Source organism: Leuconostoc lactis (assembly GCF_007954625.1).
GTDB classification, from domain to species: Bacteria; Bacillota; Bacilli; order Lactobacillales; family Lactobacillaceae; genus Leuconostoc; species Leuconostoc lactis_A.
In genome coordinates this window covers 219,170-233,716 of sequence record NZ_CP042420.1, presented here as the reverse complement: position 1 = coordinate 233,716, position 14,547 = coordinate 219,170, and the positions used below count along the sequence as shown (strand labels likewise).

At 44.0% G+C, this 14,547-nt stretch carries 11 protein-coding genes; 8 read left to right on the top strand and 3 right to left on the bottom strand.

Annotated elements, in window-relative coordinates:
- The first annotated feature begins 28 nt into the window (after positions 1-28).
- The 7 genes from gatB (at position 29) to alsS (ending at position 11,118) form a co-directional block, all read left to right on the top strand.
- Entirely contained in the window at positions 29-1,468 is a 1,440-nt protein-coding gene (gene gatB / locus FGL80_RS01085; protein WP_147001976.1) for an Asp-tRNA(Asn)/Glu-tRNA(Gln) amidotransferase subunit GatB, read from the top strand.
- A gap of 137 nt (positions 1,469-1,605) precedes the next feature.
- The gene (locus tag FGL80_RS01080) at positions 1,606-2,595 is read left to right on the top strand and encodes a diacylglycerol kinase family lipid kinase (protein ID WP_077282225.1); all 990 of its coding nucleotides are present in this window, start codon (positions 1,606-1,608) and stop codon (positions 2,593-2,595) included.
- Between the two features lie 53 nt (positions 2,596-2,648).
- Positions 2,649-4,043, top strand: a complete 1,395-nt coding sequence (gene rlmD, locus FGL80_RS01075) for a 23S rRNA (uracil(1939)-C(5))-methyltransferase RlmD (protein ID WP_147001720.1) — start codon at positions 2,649-2,651, stop codon at positions 4,041-4,043.
- A gap of 186 nt (positions 4,044-4,229) precedes the next feature.
- Positions 4,230-5,846, top strand: coding sequence for a CTP synthase (locus tag FGL80_RS01070; protein ID WP_010004318.1), 1,617 nt, complete (start codon positions 4,230-4,232; stop codon positions 5,844-5,846).
- Between the two features lie 74 nt (positions 5,847-5,920).
- Positions 5,921-7,714: an excinuclease ABC subunit UvrC gene (uvrC, locus tag FGL80_RS01065; protein ID WP_147001719.1), complete on the top strand. Its 1,794-nt coding sequence runs from the start codon at positions 5,921-5,923 to the stop codon at positions 7,712-7,714.
- Between the two features lie 174 nt (positions 7,715-7,888).
- On the top strand, positions 7,889-9,208 hold the full coding sequence (obgE, locus tag FGL80_RS01060) for a GTPase ObgE (RefSeq protein ID WP_055307532.1): 1,320 nt from the start codon (positions 7,889-7,891) through the stop codon (positions 9,206-9,208).
- A gap of 224 nt (positions 9,209-9,432) precedes the next feature.
- Positions 9,433-11,118: an acetolactate synthase AlsS gene (gene alsS, locus FGL80_RS01055; protein ID WP_147001718.1), complete on the top strand. Its 1,686-nt coding sequence runs from the start codon at positions 9,433-9,435 to the stop codon at positions 11,116-11,118.
- A 204-nt stretch (positions 11,119-11,322) separates the two neighbouring features.
- Here the strand turns inward: alsS and FGL80_RS01050 are convergent, their stop codons facing one another.
- The 3 genes from FGL80_RS01050 to FGL80_RS01040 form a co-directional block, all read right to left on the bottom strand.
- Positions 11,323-11,823, bottom strand: a complete 501-nt coding sequence (locus tag FGL80_RS01050; RefSeq protein ID WP_055307488.1) for a GNAT family N-acetyltransferase — start codon at positions 11,821-11,823, stop codon at positions 11,323-11,325.
- A 31-nt stretch (positions 11,824-11,854) separates the two neighbouring features.
- Entirely contained in the window at positions 11,855-12,823 is a 969-nt protein-coding gene (locus FGL80_RS01045) for a thymidylate synthase (protein WP_055307489.1), read from the bottom strand.
- Between the two features lie 298 nt (positions 12,824-13,121).
- Positions 13,122-13,604 (bottom strand): deoxycytidylate deaminase, encoded by a 483-nt coding sequence (locus FGL80_RS01040; RefSeq protein WP_129873755.1) that lies wholly within the window; start codon positions 13,602-13,604, stop codon positions 13,122-13,124.
- 73 nt (positions 13,605-13,677) lie between these two features.
- On the opposite strand from FGL80_RS01040, the gene FGL80_RS01035 reads away from it, so the two are divergent.
- Positions 13,678-14,529 carry a bifunctional 5,10-methylenetetrahydrofolate dehydrogenase/5,10-methenyltetrahydrofolate cyclohydrolase gene (locus FGL80_RS01035; RefSeq protein ID WP_147001717.1) on the top strand — a complete coding sequence of 284 codons (852 nt, stop codon included), beginning with the start codon at positions 13,678-13,680 and terminating at the stop codon, positions 14,527-14,529.
- Positions 14,530-14,547 lie beyond the last annotated feature (18 nt).

Below are 14,547 nucleotides of genomic sequence, written 5' to 3'. Positions count from 1 at the left end.
TAGCAGAGCAGATGAACGGATGACAATTATGGGAACAGGAAATTTTGAAACAACGATTGGTCTTGAAGTCCACGTTGAAATGCAGACAAACTCAAAGCTGATGTCACCATCACCAGTACATTATGGTGATGAACCCAATGAAAACACCAACGTGATTGATTTTGGTTATCCAGGTGTTTTGCCAGTGGCCAACAAAGGGGCATTAGAATTTGGGATGCGGGCGGCTTTGGCACTCCACGCGACGATTTCACCATTTATTCGTTGGGATCGTAAGAATTACTTTTATCCTGATAATCCAAAGGCCTATCAGACAACCCAATCACAGACACCTTTGGGAACAAATGGCTACTTGGATGTGAAGCTTGAAGACGGTAGCGTTAAGCGTGTTCGTATTAAGGAATTACACGTCGAAGAAGATGCCGGTAAAAATACCCATGGCACGGATGGTTATTCTTATGTCGATTTGAATCGTCAAGGCACACCTTTGATTGAAATTGTGTCAGAAGCAGACATTTCATCACCTGAAGAAGCGTATGCCTATTTGGAACAACTCCGCCAAACAATTTTGTTTACGGGTATCTCTGAAGCCAAGATGCAAGAAGGACAGATGCGTGCCGATGTCAACATTTCATTGCGACCATATGGTTCTGATACTTATGGGACTAAAGTCGAAATGAAGAACATCAATTCATTCAACTATGTCCGTAATGCCCTGTACTTTGAAGAAAAGCGTCAAGCCGAAGTTTTGCGGGCTGGTGGTGTGATTCAACAAGAAACGCGACGTTATAATGAACCAACTAAGTCAACGATCTTGATGCGTGTCAAGGAAGGGGCTGACGATTACCGTTATTTCCCAGAACCTGATTTGGCACCAGTGGTGATTGACCAAGCTTGGATTGACAAAGTAGCAGCTGAATTGCCAAAATCTGCGGCTGAACGGCAACATGATTATGTGACAAACTTGGGAATTGAACCTTATGATGCTGAAGTGTTGACGCAAACATTGGCGATGGCTAATTTCTATGATGCGACAGTGGCTGCGGGCGCTGACGCTAAGCGTGCGGCCAACTACTTAATTGGTGATGTGAATGCTTACATGAACAAGCACCAAGTAGAACTGTCAGAAACGCAATTAACACCAGAACATTTGGCAGGCATGATTCGCTTGATTGAAGATGGGACAATTTCAACGAAGCAAGCCAAGCAAGTGTTTGAAGCTATCATGGCTGGTGAAGAACCAGAAGCATTTGCCAAGAAGCATGGTTTGGTTCAAATTAGTGATCCAGCTGTCTTATTAGAATGGATTACAACTGTTTTGGATGCCAACCCACAGTCAATTGAAGACTTTAAGGGTGGTAAAGACCGCGCAACAGGCTTCTTGATTGGACAATTGATGAAGATGTCTAAGGGTCAAGCAAATCCAACTGTCATGAACAAATTATTACTGGAAGAATTAGCCAAGCGTTAATTCTCAATATCTAACTGGCGACTATGGTCGTCAGTCATAACAGGCTTTCGCCTGTGTACATAAGTTTTTAAGAAAGGATTGTGTTAGCACGGTAACGTGTGAAGTAACGTGTTCATAACACTTACGCACAAGCAAACATGAGAGCAAGAATTATCTACAACCCAACATCTGGGCGTGAGGCTATCAAACGTGAAATGTTGGATATTTTGCAAGTTTATGAATCAGCAGGGTATGAAACGTCGGCCTTTGCAACGACGCCAGAACCCATGTCAGCAGCCAAAGAAGCTAAGCGTGCTGCTGAGGCTGGGTTTGATTTAATTGTTGCTGCCGGTGGCGATGGCACGATTAATGAAGTGGTCAATGGTTTGGCGCCTTTAGAAAAGCGGCCGATGATGGCGGTGATTCCGGCAGGAACAACCAATGATTACGCCCGTGCGTTGAAGTTACCACGTGACGAACCTTTGGAAGCCGCGAAAGTGATTTTGCAGCATGAAACCATTAAAATGGATATTGGAGAAATTGACCAAGCTGGTCAGACCAAATATTTCATGAATATTGCCGCTTTGGGGACAATTAGTGAAGTGACTTATGCAGTCCCATCATTGATGAAGTCATTGTATGGTTACTTAGCTTATTTGGTGAAAGGGACAGAGCTCATTACCCGAATTAAGCCGGTTAATGCCCGCGTGACCTATGATGATGGTGAATATTCTGGTAAGATTTCAATGATTTTCTTAGCGCTAACGAATTCTGTTGGCGGGTTTGAATCGATTGTGCCGGATGCGAAGTTAGACGATGGTAAGTTCACGTTACTGATTATTAAAGAATCTAACTTGGGTCAAATTTTGCAAATGGTTGCCCAAATGTTAAATGGTGGCAAGCATGTGGATAATCCCCAAATGATTTATAAAAAGACCAATAAAGTTGAAATCACGCCATTAGATGATGATCAATTGAAGGTTAACTTGGATGGTGAATATGGTGGGGATGCACCGATGTTATTCACAGATCTCCAACAACACATTGAGTTTGTGGCCAACCGTTCTGGTATGCCAGAAGCGGCAACTATTTCCGACAAAACAAAGCAACAGTTTATGGCGGACGTCGAAAAACTCGACGTTAAATAATGTGACATTAAAGTGCGTATCAAAAGGCGCAACAAGAAAGTGAGCGAAATGCTATGGCAAAAGCCAATCGGGTTTACCCCCAAAAAGCCCCTGTAACCAAGAACCAAGAAGTTGAAGGGGAAGTTGTTGACATTACTTATCAAGGCATGGGTGTGGTTAAAATTGATAACTTCCCTATCTTTGTTGTCGATGCGATTCCAGGCGAAGTTGTGCGTCTGGGCATCACGAAAGTGCAAAAGAATTTTGCCTTTGGGCGTGTGATTAAGCGTCTGCAAGAATCACCAAATCGTGTGCAAAATGCCAATCAAATCGCCATTACAACGGGGATTGCCCCGTTGGCAAATTTGAAATATGAAGCACAACTTGAATTTAAGCAACGTCAAGTCGAACAGCTATTTAAAAAAGTCAATATTGACGTGGCAGTTAGCCCAACCATTGGGATGACTGATCCGACCAAGTATCGTAACAAGGCCCAGGTGCCCGTTCAAGAAATTAATGGCCGCTTGGAAACTGGTTTTTATCGTCGTGGGTCACACAACTTAGTCCCTGTGGAAGACTTTTACATTCAAGATCCGAAAGTCGACGAAGCTGTGACGGTAACGCGTGACATCTTACGTGATCTTGGGTTATCAGCCTATGACGAAACAACTAAAAAAGGTGTTGTGCGCCATATTATGGCACGTCGCGGCTATTACTCACACGAATTAATGGTTGTGATTGTGACGAACACCAAGCGTTTGCCACAAGCTGATGAAATTGCAACACGTTTGCAGGCAAAACTCCCTGAATTAAAGAGCTTTATCCACAACATTAACCATGATGATACCAATGTGATCATGGGACAATGGAATGAAACCATTTGGGGCGCTGATGATATCCACGACCAATTGATGGGCAAAGATTTTGTCATTGGACCGAACTCATTTTATCAAGTAAACCCACAAACAACCGCCACGTTGTACATGTTGGCAGCTGAAAAAGCTGGCTTGAAACCAACAGATATTGCTGTCGATGCCTATTCTGGTATTGGGACCATTACGTTGTCAATTGCTGACAAGGTGAAGCATGTTTATGGTGTTGAAGTCGTTGAAAATGCGGTAGCTGATGCGGAACAAAACGCGCGCAACAACCAAATTGACAACGTGACTTTTGTCACGGCTGATGCCCCAGAACAAATGGTGGCTTGGGCGGCTGAGGGCTTGAAGCCTAACGTTGTCTTTGTAGATCCACCACGTAAGGGATTGACAGCGGAACTGATTTCCGCCGTAGCCGCTATGGCACCGGAAACATTTGTCTATATTAGCTGCAATCCAGCGACTTTGGCGCGTGATGCCGTCCAAATTTTAGCTGAAGGGTTTGAGATTGATGGCTCAGTCCAACCATTGGATCAATTCCCACAAACAACGCATGTGGAAACCATCACGGTTTTCAAGCGTGTTAAAGCATAAGCAAATAGGTTTAAAAAAAGTAGGTTAATGTTTGACAAATATAACCGAACTCTGTATTATATATTAGGGCTCCCATTTATTGGGACAGACGTTAAAAGCTCCCAAGTTCAACTTGGGGGCTTTTCTATTTTATTTTTACCCCCTGAATCGTTGCAAGCGCCCAGCGCTATATCATGAGGAGGCATCATGGCAGATAAACAAGTAAAGTACATTTTCGTCACAGGTGGTGTTGTGTCATCTTTGGGAAAGGGTATTGTCGCGGCATCACTTGGCCGCTTATTGAAGAATCGTGGGTTGAAATTAGCGATTCAAAAGTTGGACCCATATATCAACATTGATCCAGGGACAATGTCACCTTACCAACACGGTGAAACCTTTGTGACGGGTGATGGTCTTGAAACTGATTTGGACATGGGTCACTATGAACGTTTCATGGATATTAACACGAACATGTATTCAAACGTGACGACGGGCCGCATTTACTCAGAAGTATTGGCTAAGGAACGTCGCGGTGACTATAATGGTGGGACAGTGCAAGTCATTCCGCACATTACCGATGCCATTAAAGATAAGATGAAAAAAGCTGCGGAATCAACAGACGCTGATGTTGTGATTGTTGAAGTTGGTGGCACAGTTGGTGATATTGAAAGTTTGCCATTTATCGAAGCTTTGCGTCAAATGAAGTCAGATCTTGGTAACGACAATGTCTTTTACATTCACACGAGCTTGATTGTTTACTTGACAGCGGCTGGTGAAGCGAAGACAAAGCCAACACAACATTCAGTAGCGCAATTGCGGTCATTGGGTATTCAACCTGATATGATCGTCTTGCGTACTTCTGAACCACTAGAAGATAGCTTGAAGCAAAAGATTTCAACCTTTACGGATGTTAATGCGAATGCGGTGATTGAATCGCGTGACGTGGAATCATTGTATGACATTCCAATGAACTTGCAAGCGCAGGGCATGGATGATGTCGTCTTGGAAAAGTTGAAGATTGACGCGCCAAAGGCTGACATGACAGCTTGGACAGCGATGGTTGATCATATCAAGCATCCAAAGAAGACAGTTAACATTGCCTTAGTCGGCAAGTATACGGATTTGCCAGATGCGTATATTTCAGTTAATGAAGCCTTAAAGCATGCGGGTTACGCCCAAGATGCAGAAGTGAACATTAACCACATTAAGTCAGAAACGGTGACAGCTGAAAACGTGCAAGAATTGTTAGCTGATGCCGATGGCGTGATGGTACCTGGTGGCTTTGGTGCCCGTGGTACTGAAGGTAAAATTCAAGCGATTCGCTTTGCCCGTGAAACAAACACGCCGTTCTTGGGTGTTTGCTTGGGCATGCAGTTGGCTTCCGTTGAATTTGCACGCCATGTTCTAGGCTATGAAGATGCGAACTCAACTGAACTTAATCCAGAAACGCAAGCACCAATTATTGATTTGATGAAGGATCAAGAAAACGTGGAAAACCTTGGTGGTACATTGCGTTTGGGTCTTTACCCAGCGATGTTAAAGCAAGGTACATTAACGGCCAAGGCTTACGGCGATGTTGAAGAAGTTGAACAACGCCACCGTCACCGTTATGAATTTAACACAAAGTTCCGTGACGAATTTGAAAAGGCGGGCATGGTCTTTGCGGCAACGTCACCAGACAATCGTTTGATGGAAGTGATTGAATATCCAAAGAATGATTTCTTCGTTGCAGCACAGTACCATCCAGAATTCCTCTCACGTCCGGATCGTCCAGAAGGTTTGTACCATGACTTTATTGGTGCAGCCTTACAACATGAAGCATAATTAAAATGAGAAACACGCGAACGCGTGTTTTTATTTTCGACCAAAATGCTTGCGTGGCTTGGTATAATAAAACTATGTTAGCAAATCCATCACAACACATTGAACAAAAACTCGCGTTACTGCCAGCAGAACCTGGGTCATATCAAATGAAAGACCAGAGTGGCAAAATTATCTACGTGGGGAAGGCCAAAAACCTTAAAAACCGCGTCCGGTCTTACTTTAAGCAAGATCACACAGGTAAAACGGCTGAATTGGTCCAAAATATTGTGGATTTTGATTATATCGTGACCAATTCTGACAAAGAAGCCTTTTTGTTGGAAAATGAGTTAATCAAAAAATACAAGCCATACTACAACATTCGACTCAAGTATGGCACAGGCTATCCGTACATTAAAATTACCAAAGAACGTGATCCCAAAATGGCCATGGTTAATGAAGTTAAAAAAGATGGTGGTTTTTATTTTGGCCCCTATCCTAACGTGTTTGCAGCCCAAGAAACATTACGTTTTTTGGAAAAAAACTATCCCTTGCGCCGCTGTAACGGCTTTCAGGGTCGGCCATGCTTGTACTATAATATGGGGCAATGTTTGGGCGCTTGTTGGCATGAAGTACCAGAGGCTGAATACGCAGCCCAAGTTGACCAGATTAAACGTTTTTTGGATGGGGATACGGCTGCCGTTAAAAAAGCCATTGCTGAGAAAATGGCAGCCGCAGCAGAGGCGTTAGCTTTTGAACAAGCCGCTGATTTACGGGATCAATTGAAATATATTGATGAAACGGTCGAAAGTCAACGAGTGCTGTCAAAAGATACCACGCCGCGTGATTTGTTCAACTATCATTTGGATAAAGGTTGGATGACCGTTGAGGTCTTTTTCCTTCGGCAAGCCCGCCTAATCCGGCAGTTTAAACAAACATTTTCGGTCGTTGGCTCCGCTGATGAAGAAATGATGAATTTTATTCAACAATTTTATGCGCAGCGCAACATTCAAAAGCCTAACGAAGTCCTAGTACCAAAAGGGATTGATACCGCAGCACTAACTGAAGCATTGGGCGTCCCCGTTCGCATCCCAGTACGAGGTGAAAAACGTGATTTGCTGGATTTAGCCCAAAAAAACGCCCGCATTGCGCTAGAAGAAAAATTCCGCTTGATGCAACTCAATGAAAAGAAAACCACAGGCGCCATGCGTGAAATTACCGATGCTTTGCATATTCCCATGGGCCATCGGATTGAAGCTTTTGACCATTCACATACGCAAGGGGTTGAAATTGTGAGTGCGATGGTGGTATTTGAAGATGGTGTGCCAAATAAGGACCTCTACCGGAAGTATAAAATTAAGTCTGTTGATCATGCGGATGAATGGGCGGAAACGCAAGAAGTTATTCGTCGGCGCTATTCCCGTCTGTTAAAAGAAGGTGGCGAGATGCCCGATTTGATTTTAATGGATGGCGGCGAGATTCAGCTCAATGCTGCCAAAGAAGTTCTGGTAGATGAATTAGGCCTCACGCATGTTCCAATTGCGGCCATGGTTAAAAATGATAAACATAAGACTGCTGATCTCATTGATGGCCATACGGGAAAAGTGGTGACCTTTGACAAACAATCTGAAGGGTTCTTCTTAATTCAGCGGGTACAAGAAGAGGTGCACCGTTTTGCCGTCAGTTTCCATCGACAGTTACGCAGTAAAAACACGTTAGCGTCACGACTTGATAGGATTGATGGTGTCGGGCCTAAGACCCGGCAAAAACTTTTGCGTGAATTTGGGTCACTACCAAAAATTGCCGCGGCTTCAATCGCTGACTTACAGGCCATTGGTATTAATGAAAAACTGGCACGGGTCATTCACCTCAGTTTGCAGTCGGGTGCCTGAGTCACGGCATAATAGTCGCATGAAGTTGTTTTTTATGGTAAACTAGAGTATTAAAATATCGCAAGCTTACCTCGGTAGGCAGACAAGGAGAAGGGGGGCGCAACGACACGCACGAATCAGGCTTTTGCAGCTGGACGGTCGTGTGTGAGGCAACAAGTTGCGCGCAATCAAACTATGGCATTCGTAGATCAAGCAGAAATTGAAGTAAAAGCCGGTAAAGGGGGAGACGGTATTGTGTCTTTCCGTCACGAAAAGTTCGTCGCAATGGGCGGGCCTTTTGGTGGTGATGGTGGGCATGGTGGCTCAATCATTTTGAAAGTCGATGAAGGGTTACGTACTCTGATGGACTTCCGTTATAACCGACATTTTAAAGCACAACCAGGTGGTAATGGAGGCACAAAGGGGATGACAGGTGCGTCATCCGATGACCGCTATATTAAAATCCCACAGGGTACAATCGTGAAAGACGCCGATACCGGTGAAGTTTTGGGCGATATGCTTGAAAACGGACAAGAACTGGTTGTTGCCAAGGGTGGTCGTGGTGGCCGTGGTAATATTCATTTTGCCACCCCAGCCAACCCCGCACCGGAATTATCAGAAAACGGTGAACCAGGTGAAGTTCGGAATTTGAAGCTCGAATTAAGAGTTTTGGCAGATGTTGGGCTAGTTGGTTTCCCATCAGCGGGTAAGTCAACGTTGCTGTCAGTTGTGTCGAATGCGAAGCCAAAAGTGGCCGCATATCACTTTACAACGTTAGCCCCCAACATTGGGATGGTGCGTTTGCCAGATGAACGTGACTTTGTCATGGCGGACTTACCAGGATTGATTGAAGGCGCGGCTCAAGGTGTTGGGTTAGGTTTCCAATTCTTACGTCACGTTGAACGAACGAAGGTCATCTTGCACTTGGTTGACATGTCAGGGATTGAAGGCACGGATCCGTATACGCAATACCGTAAGATTCTTGACGAATTACAACAATATGATGAAACCATTTTGGCACGACCACACATTATTGTGCCAACTAAAATGGATATGCCGGATTCAGCCGATAATTTGGTGAAATTCCGGGAACAAGTAGCTGCTGATTCAGGCTTACCAACACAACCAAAGATTATGCCAATCTCAGCTTTGACGCGTGATGGCGTCCAGGAGTTGATGCGTGTCACGGCCGATACTTTGGCGACTGCACCAGCACCAGAAAGTTATCGGCCAGTCGTTGAAGCCACACCGACTGAAAAGACGTATGAGTTTAAGCCAGAAAAGCATGACTTTACAATTGAATGGGATGAAGATTCTGAGCAATGGGTTGTTGGTGGTGCTGAAGTTGAAAAGTTGTTCTTGATGACCAACATTCAGCGTGATGCCACGATTATGCGTTTTGGTCGCCAATTGCGTCACATGGGTGTCGATGATGCCTTACGTGCTGCTGGGGCCAAAGATGGGGATGATGTCCGCATCAATAACTCAGACTTTGTCTTTGAATTTAGTGATTAAACGTAAAAGTTATCCAATTCGGATAACTTTTTTTATTTGGTCAAATTGTGAGTTTGTGAAGGGAAGAACATTGATATAACGATGAATTTCACAAAGTTTTTTTGACCATTACCAGCTAAAAAGTGCTATGATAGGCTTATTGAAAAAAATGGAGGAATGGGTAGTTAATGATCGGCTTGTCTTGCTTAAGTGTCGGTCAGCGCGTTAATTACCCTTGATATCAAATGTCAGATCAAAAGTACGGTGCAGATATTGTTGCAGATAGCTTGACGAACCATGGGATTGATTTGGTTTTCGGGATTCCCGGTGCCAAGATTGATCGTCTCTTTACGACGTTGGAACATCCAGCCTCTGGTCAAAAAGTGCCAAAATTAATTGTGACGCGTCACGAACAAAATGCGGTCTTTATGGCACAAGCTTTTGCGCGTATTACCGGTAAGCCAGGTGTCACGATTGTCACATCAGGTCCTGGTGTGGGTAACTTGGTGAGTGGTTTGATGACAGCAAGTGCTGAAAGCGACCCCGTAGTGGCTATTGGTGGTCAAGTACCACGTAAAGACTTGTATCGTTTGACGCACCAATCAACGAATTCAGTGGCACTGTTTGCCCCAATTACGAATTATAGTTCAGAAATTCAAGATCCAAATAACATTTCAGAAATTATTGCGAACGCTTTTGCGGCTGCTAATGGCGCTAAAAAAGGGGCAGCCTTTGTTTCATTACCACAAGATGTGGATGATGCACCCGTGTCAGTTGAAGCCTTGCCACCAATGCCTTATGCCAAGCAAGGGGCAGCAGCCTTAGCTGATTTGGATTGGTTAGCTGAACAAATCAAGCAAGCTAAGTTACCAGTTTTGTTGGTTGGCGCACGTGGTTCTGACGATGAGACAGTTGCGGCTTTGCACAAGTTGTTGAAGCAAACAACGCTACCAGTCGTAGAAACATTCCAAGGTTCAGGGGTTATTTCTCGTGAATTGGAACCAGAAACATTCTTTGGCCGCATTGGTTTCTTCCGTAACCAAACAGGGGACAAGTTGTTGAAGCAATCTGACTTGGTCATCACGATCGGTTATGATGCGATTGAATACGAACCACGTAACTGGAACAAAGAAAATGATTTGAACATTGTGGCGTTGGATACAACACCGGTACAAATCGACAATAACTTTATGCCAAAGCGTCAACTTGTGGGTGATTTGGGTCAAAGCTTGGACTTATTAACAGAACGTGTGGCTGGTTATGAATTACCTGTTGATAGTCAGGCTGTTTTGAAGACATTGAAGGCGGATTTGCGTGCGTCAGACGAACCAACTTATACGCCAGCGCAAGGCCATTTGAACCATCCATTAAACATCATTAAAGCAATCCAAGCGCATGTGACGGATGATATGACTGTGGCAACTGATATTGGGTCACACTACATCTGGATGGCGCGTCACTTCAAGTCATACGTTGCCCGTCACTTCTTGATTTCAAATGGGATGCAAACACTTGGTGTTGGTTTGCCATGGGCCATGACAGCAGCGATGTTACGTCCAAATGCCAAGGCGGTGTCGGTTTCTGGTGATGGTGGCTTCTTCTTCTCATCAATGGAATTAGAAACTGCTGTTCGTTTGAAGTTAAACACCGTGCATATTGTGTGGAATGACAACGCCCACTATGACATGGTCAAGTTCCAAGAAGAAATGAAGTATGACGGTCGCTCAGCCGGTGTTGATTTTGGTAACATCGACTTGGTGAAGTATGCTGAAAGTTTTGGTGCCAAGGGGCTACGTGTCAACACACCAGATGAACTGAATGCGGTACTTGATGAAGCCTTTGCATCTGAAGGACCAGTAGTGGTGGACATCCCAGTTGACTACTCACATAACTTTGAATTAGGGTCACAAATGATTGATGCCCAAGGCTAAACGCATTGTATTTAGCGGGTTGACCATTTATTAAAAATTGATATAATAGTATTGTAAACGCTTTCAGTGTTTGCGATTATTCAGTTCGCCGAGAAGTTCTGAATCTCAAACTTGTTTCCTAAGGAACAAGTTTTTTTATTGGGATGCGATACCGTAAAGATTGACAAAAAAGACTGAACACCAATATGGTGTTCAGTCTTTTTGCTAATTAGTGGTAAATTCTTTTGCCAAAATGCCCATCATCATACTGTCGTGATATTGACCTTCGGCAAAGAAGTGTTCGCGTAAAATACCTTCTTCTTTGAAGCCAACCTTCTTGTAGATATGGATGGCTGCGGCATTAGCCACGTCAACGTACAGATAGACCTTATGCATGTTCAATACTTGGAAAGCATATTCAACGCCCGCACGAATAGCTGATTGCGCAAAGCCAAGGCCTTGATGGTCGGGATGAATAATAATTTGAATTTCGGTATGTCGATGTAACATGTCGATATACATTAACTCGACGACGCCGATAAATTGGTCGTCATCTTCAACGACAAACCGACGCTCAGTCTGATCTAAGATATGGCGTTCATAGAGCAGTTGTAGTTCTTCAAATGACGTATAAGCCTCTTGAAACCATAGCGCCATGACTTTTCGGGAATTCTCCTGTTGATAAATATAAGGTAAATCCCTTTTTTCCAACGGTCTAATTTTCATGATGAGGTCCTTTCAGTTGGTCGATAACGCCTTAAACAGCGACCGGTGCCTTAATTGGGGCTTCACTTTCATAATCAAGCACCTTAATGTCATCCATCGTGTAATCAAAAATTGATTTAACGTCCGGATTTAACCATAACTTTGGTAGCGGGTGCATCGGACGTGAGAGTTGTTCTGTGATTTGATCCACGTGGTTGTTATAAATGTGCGTGTCACCGATTGTGTGCACAAAGTCACCCACTTCATAACCGGTTTGCGCGGCCATCATATGCAACAAAAGTGAATATGACGCAATGTTGAATGGCACACCCAAGAAGAAATCACCTGAACGTTGATACAACTGAAGGCTTAATTTGCCATCAGCGACATAGAATTGACTCAAGACGTGGCATGAAGGCAAGGGGGCTTGCGGCGTTGTATCAGCATTCCAGGCTGTCAAAATAAGGCGGCGAGAGTCAGGCGTTGTTTTAATCTCTTCAACTAAGCGCGCCACTTGATCAACAGTCTCGGTACCAGCTGTGACACTGCTCGTTTCCCAACCACGCCAGAGCTTGCCATAGACGTCACCTACGTAACCAAATTTTTCCATGAAGGCGTCGTCGTTTAAAATTTTGTCGACAAAAATCGCTTTTTGCGCTTGATAGACGGCCGCAAATTCAGGGTCAGTTTCTGCGCGATGGCCAAAGTTGGTCATATCAGGACCGGTATAATCGTTTGATTCTACCCAGTTTTTAAAGGCCCACTCATCCCAAATGTGGTTGTTATGTTGCAATAGGAAACGAATGTTGTTATCGCCACGCAAAAACCAGAGTAGTTCGGATTTAATTAACCCAAAGAAAACTTTCTTGGTTGTGAGAAGTGGAAAGCCTTCTTGTAAGTCAAAGCGCATTTGCGTACCAAAGAGGGAGTGCGTACCCGTTCCAGTACGGTCGCCTTTGAGGTTACCTTCAGCTAATATTTTTTGTGCTAAATCAAGGTATTGCTGTTCATTTTTTGACATCGTATTGATCGCGTAACAGGGGCGTTACGCGGTTCCTTTCTCAAAATCATCTATCTTAAATATTAACGAATTTTACCGTGGTTGGCAAGTTTGTTCGTATCTGAGGAAATCGCGATTTGCTTGATGTGACGGGCTTTTGGGCAAAGGTAAGTTGGCTATTTCGCTATTAAAACAGTGACTTAATGACTTAAGTTAGATTATGATAAGTATTTCGAGTATTCGTTTTCTAAACGGATAAATTATGCTAAAATGAAAATAGTTCGTTATTAACAAATAATTCAAGGTTTTTGATGTTGGATCATTCATGTGTGACGAAGCGCGATAAGTCAATTTGATTGGCTGTCTCTTGTGAAAAGGGCACTTGTTGCAACGGTACTTGCTTTTGTTGTAAAAGTTCTTCAGCAAAAGAATCGTTGCGATAGTTACGCATGTAGTTAATTTTTGACACGCCCGCTTGTAATAAGAGCTTCGTACAATGAACACAGGGGACATCGGTGACATAAACCGTCGCGTCGGCGACGCTAATACCCATTTGTGCGGCTTGCATCAGGGCATTTTGTTCCGCATGAACCGCGCGGATACAATGCCCATCAACGATTAAGTCACCAACATCGGTACAGTGTGGGGTGCCAGCAACGGCTCCGTTATAACCACTGGCGATAATTCGGTTGTTTTTGACCAGAACGGCCCCGACATGCAAGCGGGTACAAGTTGAACGTGTTGATAAAATGGCGGCTTGGGCAATAAAATATTGATCCCAGCTAATCCGTTGATCTGACATAATAAACTCCAATGACTTAGTTTTGTTAAGAAAAATATAACATAAAAGTGCGGACAAACGAAGGAGCATTTTGATGACTGAAATACTTGATGGCGCAGCTGTGGCAAAGCTCACGAATGCCAAGACTGCTGAACGCGTGGCGAAGCTGGATAAGCCAGTAACGCTGGCTGTAATTTATGACCCACAAAATGACGGGAGTCGTTTATATGTTGGCATGAAATCTAAAAAAGCAGCGGCATTGGGCATTCAAACAAAAGATATTCCAACTGACGCCAATGCAACCATGGAAAGCGTGTTGCAATTGGTGGCTGAATTGAACGCGGATGACAACATTACGGGTATTTTAGTCCAAAGTCCTTTGGCTGAAGGTGTCAAAGAACGTGAAGTTTTCTCAGCGGTTGCCCCGCATAAAGACGCTGATGGTTTAGGTGCCACAGTACAGGGGATGCTCTTTGCAGATGCGTTGGCGGATTACACCGTTGCCGCAACACCGCAAGGTGTGATGACCTTGCTTAATCACTATGGTATTGAAACGTTTGGTAAGCAGGCAGTGGTCGTTGGTCGTTCACAACTTTTTGGCCGCCCAATGTTTGCTTTACTCAATAACGCGGATGCGACGGTGACATTAGCACATCGTTACACACCAGCCGCTGACTTAAAAAGATATTTGAAAGATGCCGATATTGTTGTTGTCGGTGTTGGTAAGCCAAACTTTATTAACGGCGCCGATTTGAAACAAGGTGCTGTTGTCGTTGATGTCGGTATGAATTATGTTGACGGTAAAGCGGTCGGGGATGTTGACTTTGCATCTGTTCAAGGTATTGCCAGCTACATTACCCCAGTACCTGGTGGTGTTGGGCCAATGACGATTGCGACCCTATTAGAAAATACAGTCACACTTGCTGAACAACAGCAAGCTAAATAAAAAGGACAGGTCTTGTTG

Coding starts and splice junctions, on each gene's coding strand:
- FGL80_RS01080 (WP_077282225.1), top strand. CDS start 1,606: ATGAGAGCAAGAATTATCTACAACCCAACATCTGGGCGTGAGGCTATC.
- gatB (WP_147001976.1), top strand. CDS start 29: ATGGGAACAGGAAATTTTGAAACAACGATTGGTCTTGAAGTCCACGTT.
- FGL80_RS01050 (WP_055307488.1), bottom strand. CDS start 11,823: ATGAAAATTAGACCGTTGGAAAAAAGGGATTTACCTTATATTTATCAA.
- uvrC (WP_147001719.1), top strand. CDS start 5,921: ATGTTAGCAAATCCATCACAACACATTGAACAAAAACTCGCGTTACTG.
- obgE (WP_055307532.1), top strand. CDS start 7,889: ATGGCATTCGTAGATCAAGCAGAAATTGAAGTAAAAGCCGGTAAAGGG.
- alsS (WP_147001718.1), top strand. CDS start 9,433: ATGTCAGATCAAAAGTACGGTGCAGATATTGTTGCAGATAGCTTGACG.
- FGL80_RS01035 (WP_147001717.1), top strand. CDS start 13,678: ATGACTGAAATACTTGATGGCGCAGCTGTGGCAAAGCTCACGAATGCC.
- FGL80_RS01045 (WP_055307489.1), bottom strand. CDS start 12,823: ATGTCAAAAAATGAACAGCAATACCTTGATTTAGCACAAAAAATATTA.
- FGL80_RS01070 (WP_010004318.1), top strand. CDS start 4,230: ATGGCAGATAAACAAGTAAAGTACATTTTCGTCACAGGTGGTGTTGTG.
- FGL80_RS01040 (WP_129873755.1), bottom strand. CDS start 13,604: ATGTCAGATCAACGGATTAGCTGGGATCAATATTTTATTGCCCAAGCC.
- rlmD (WP_147001720.1), top strand. CDS start 2,649: ATGGCAAAAGCCAATCGGGTTTACCCCCAAAAAGCCCCTGTAACCAAG.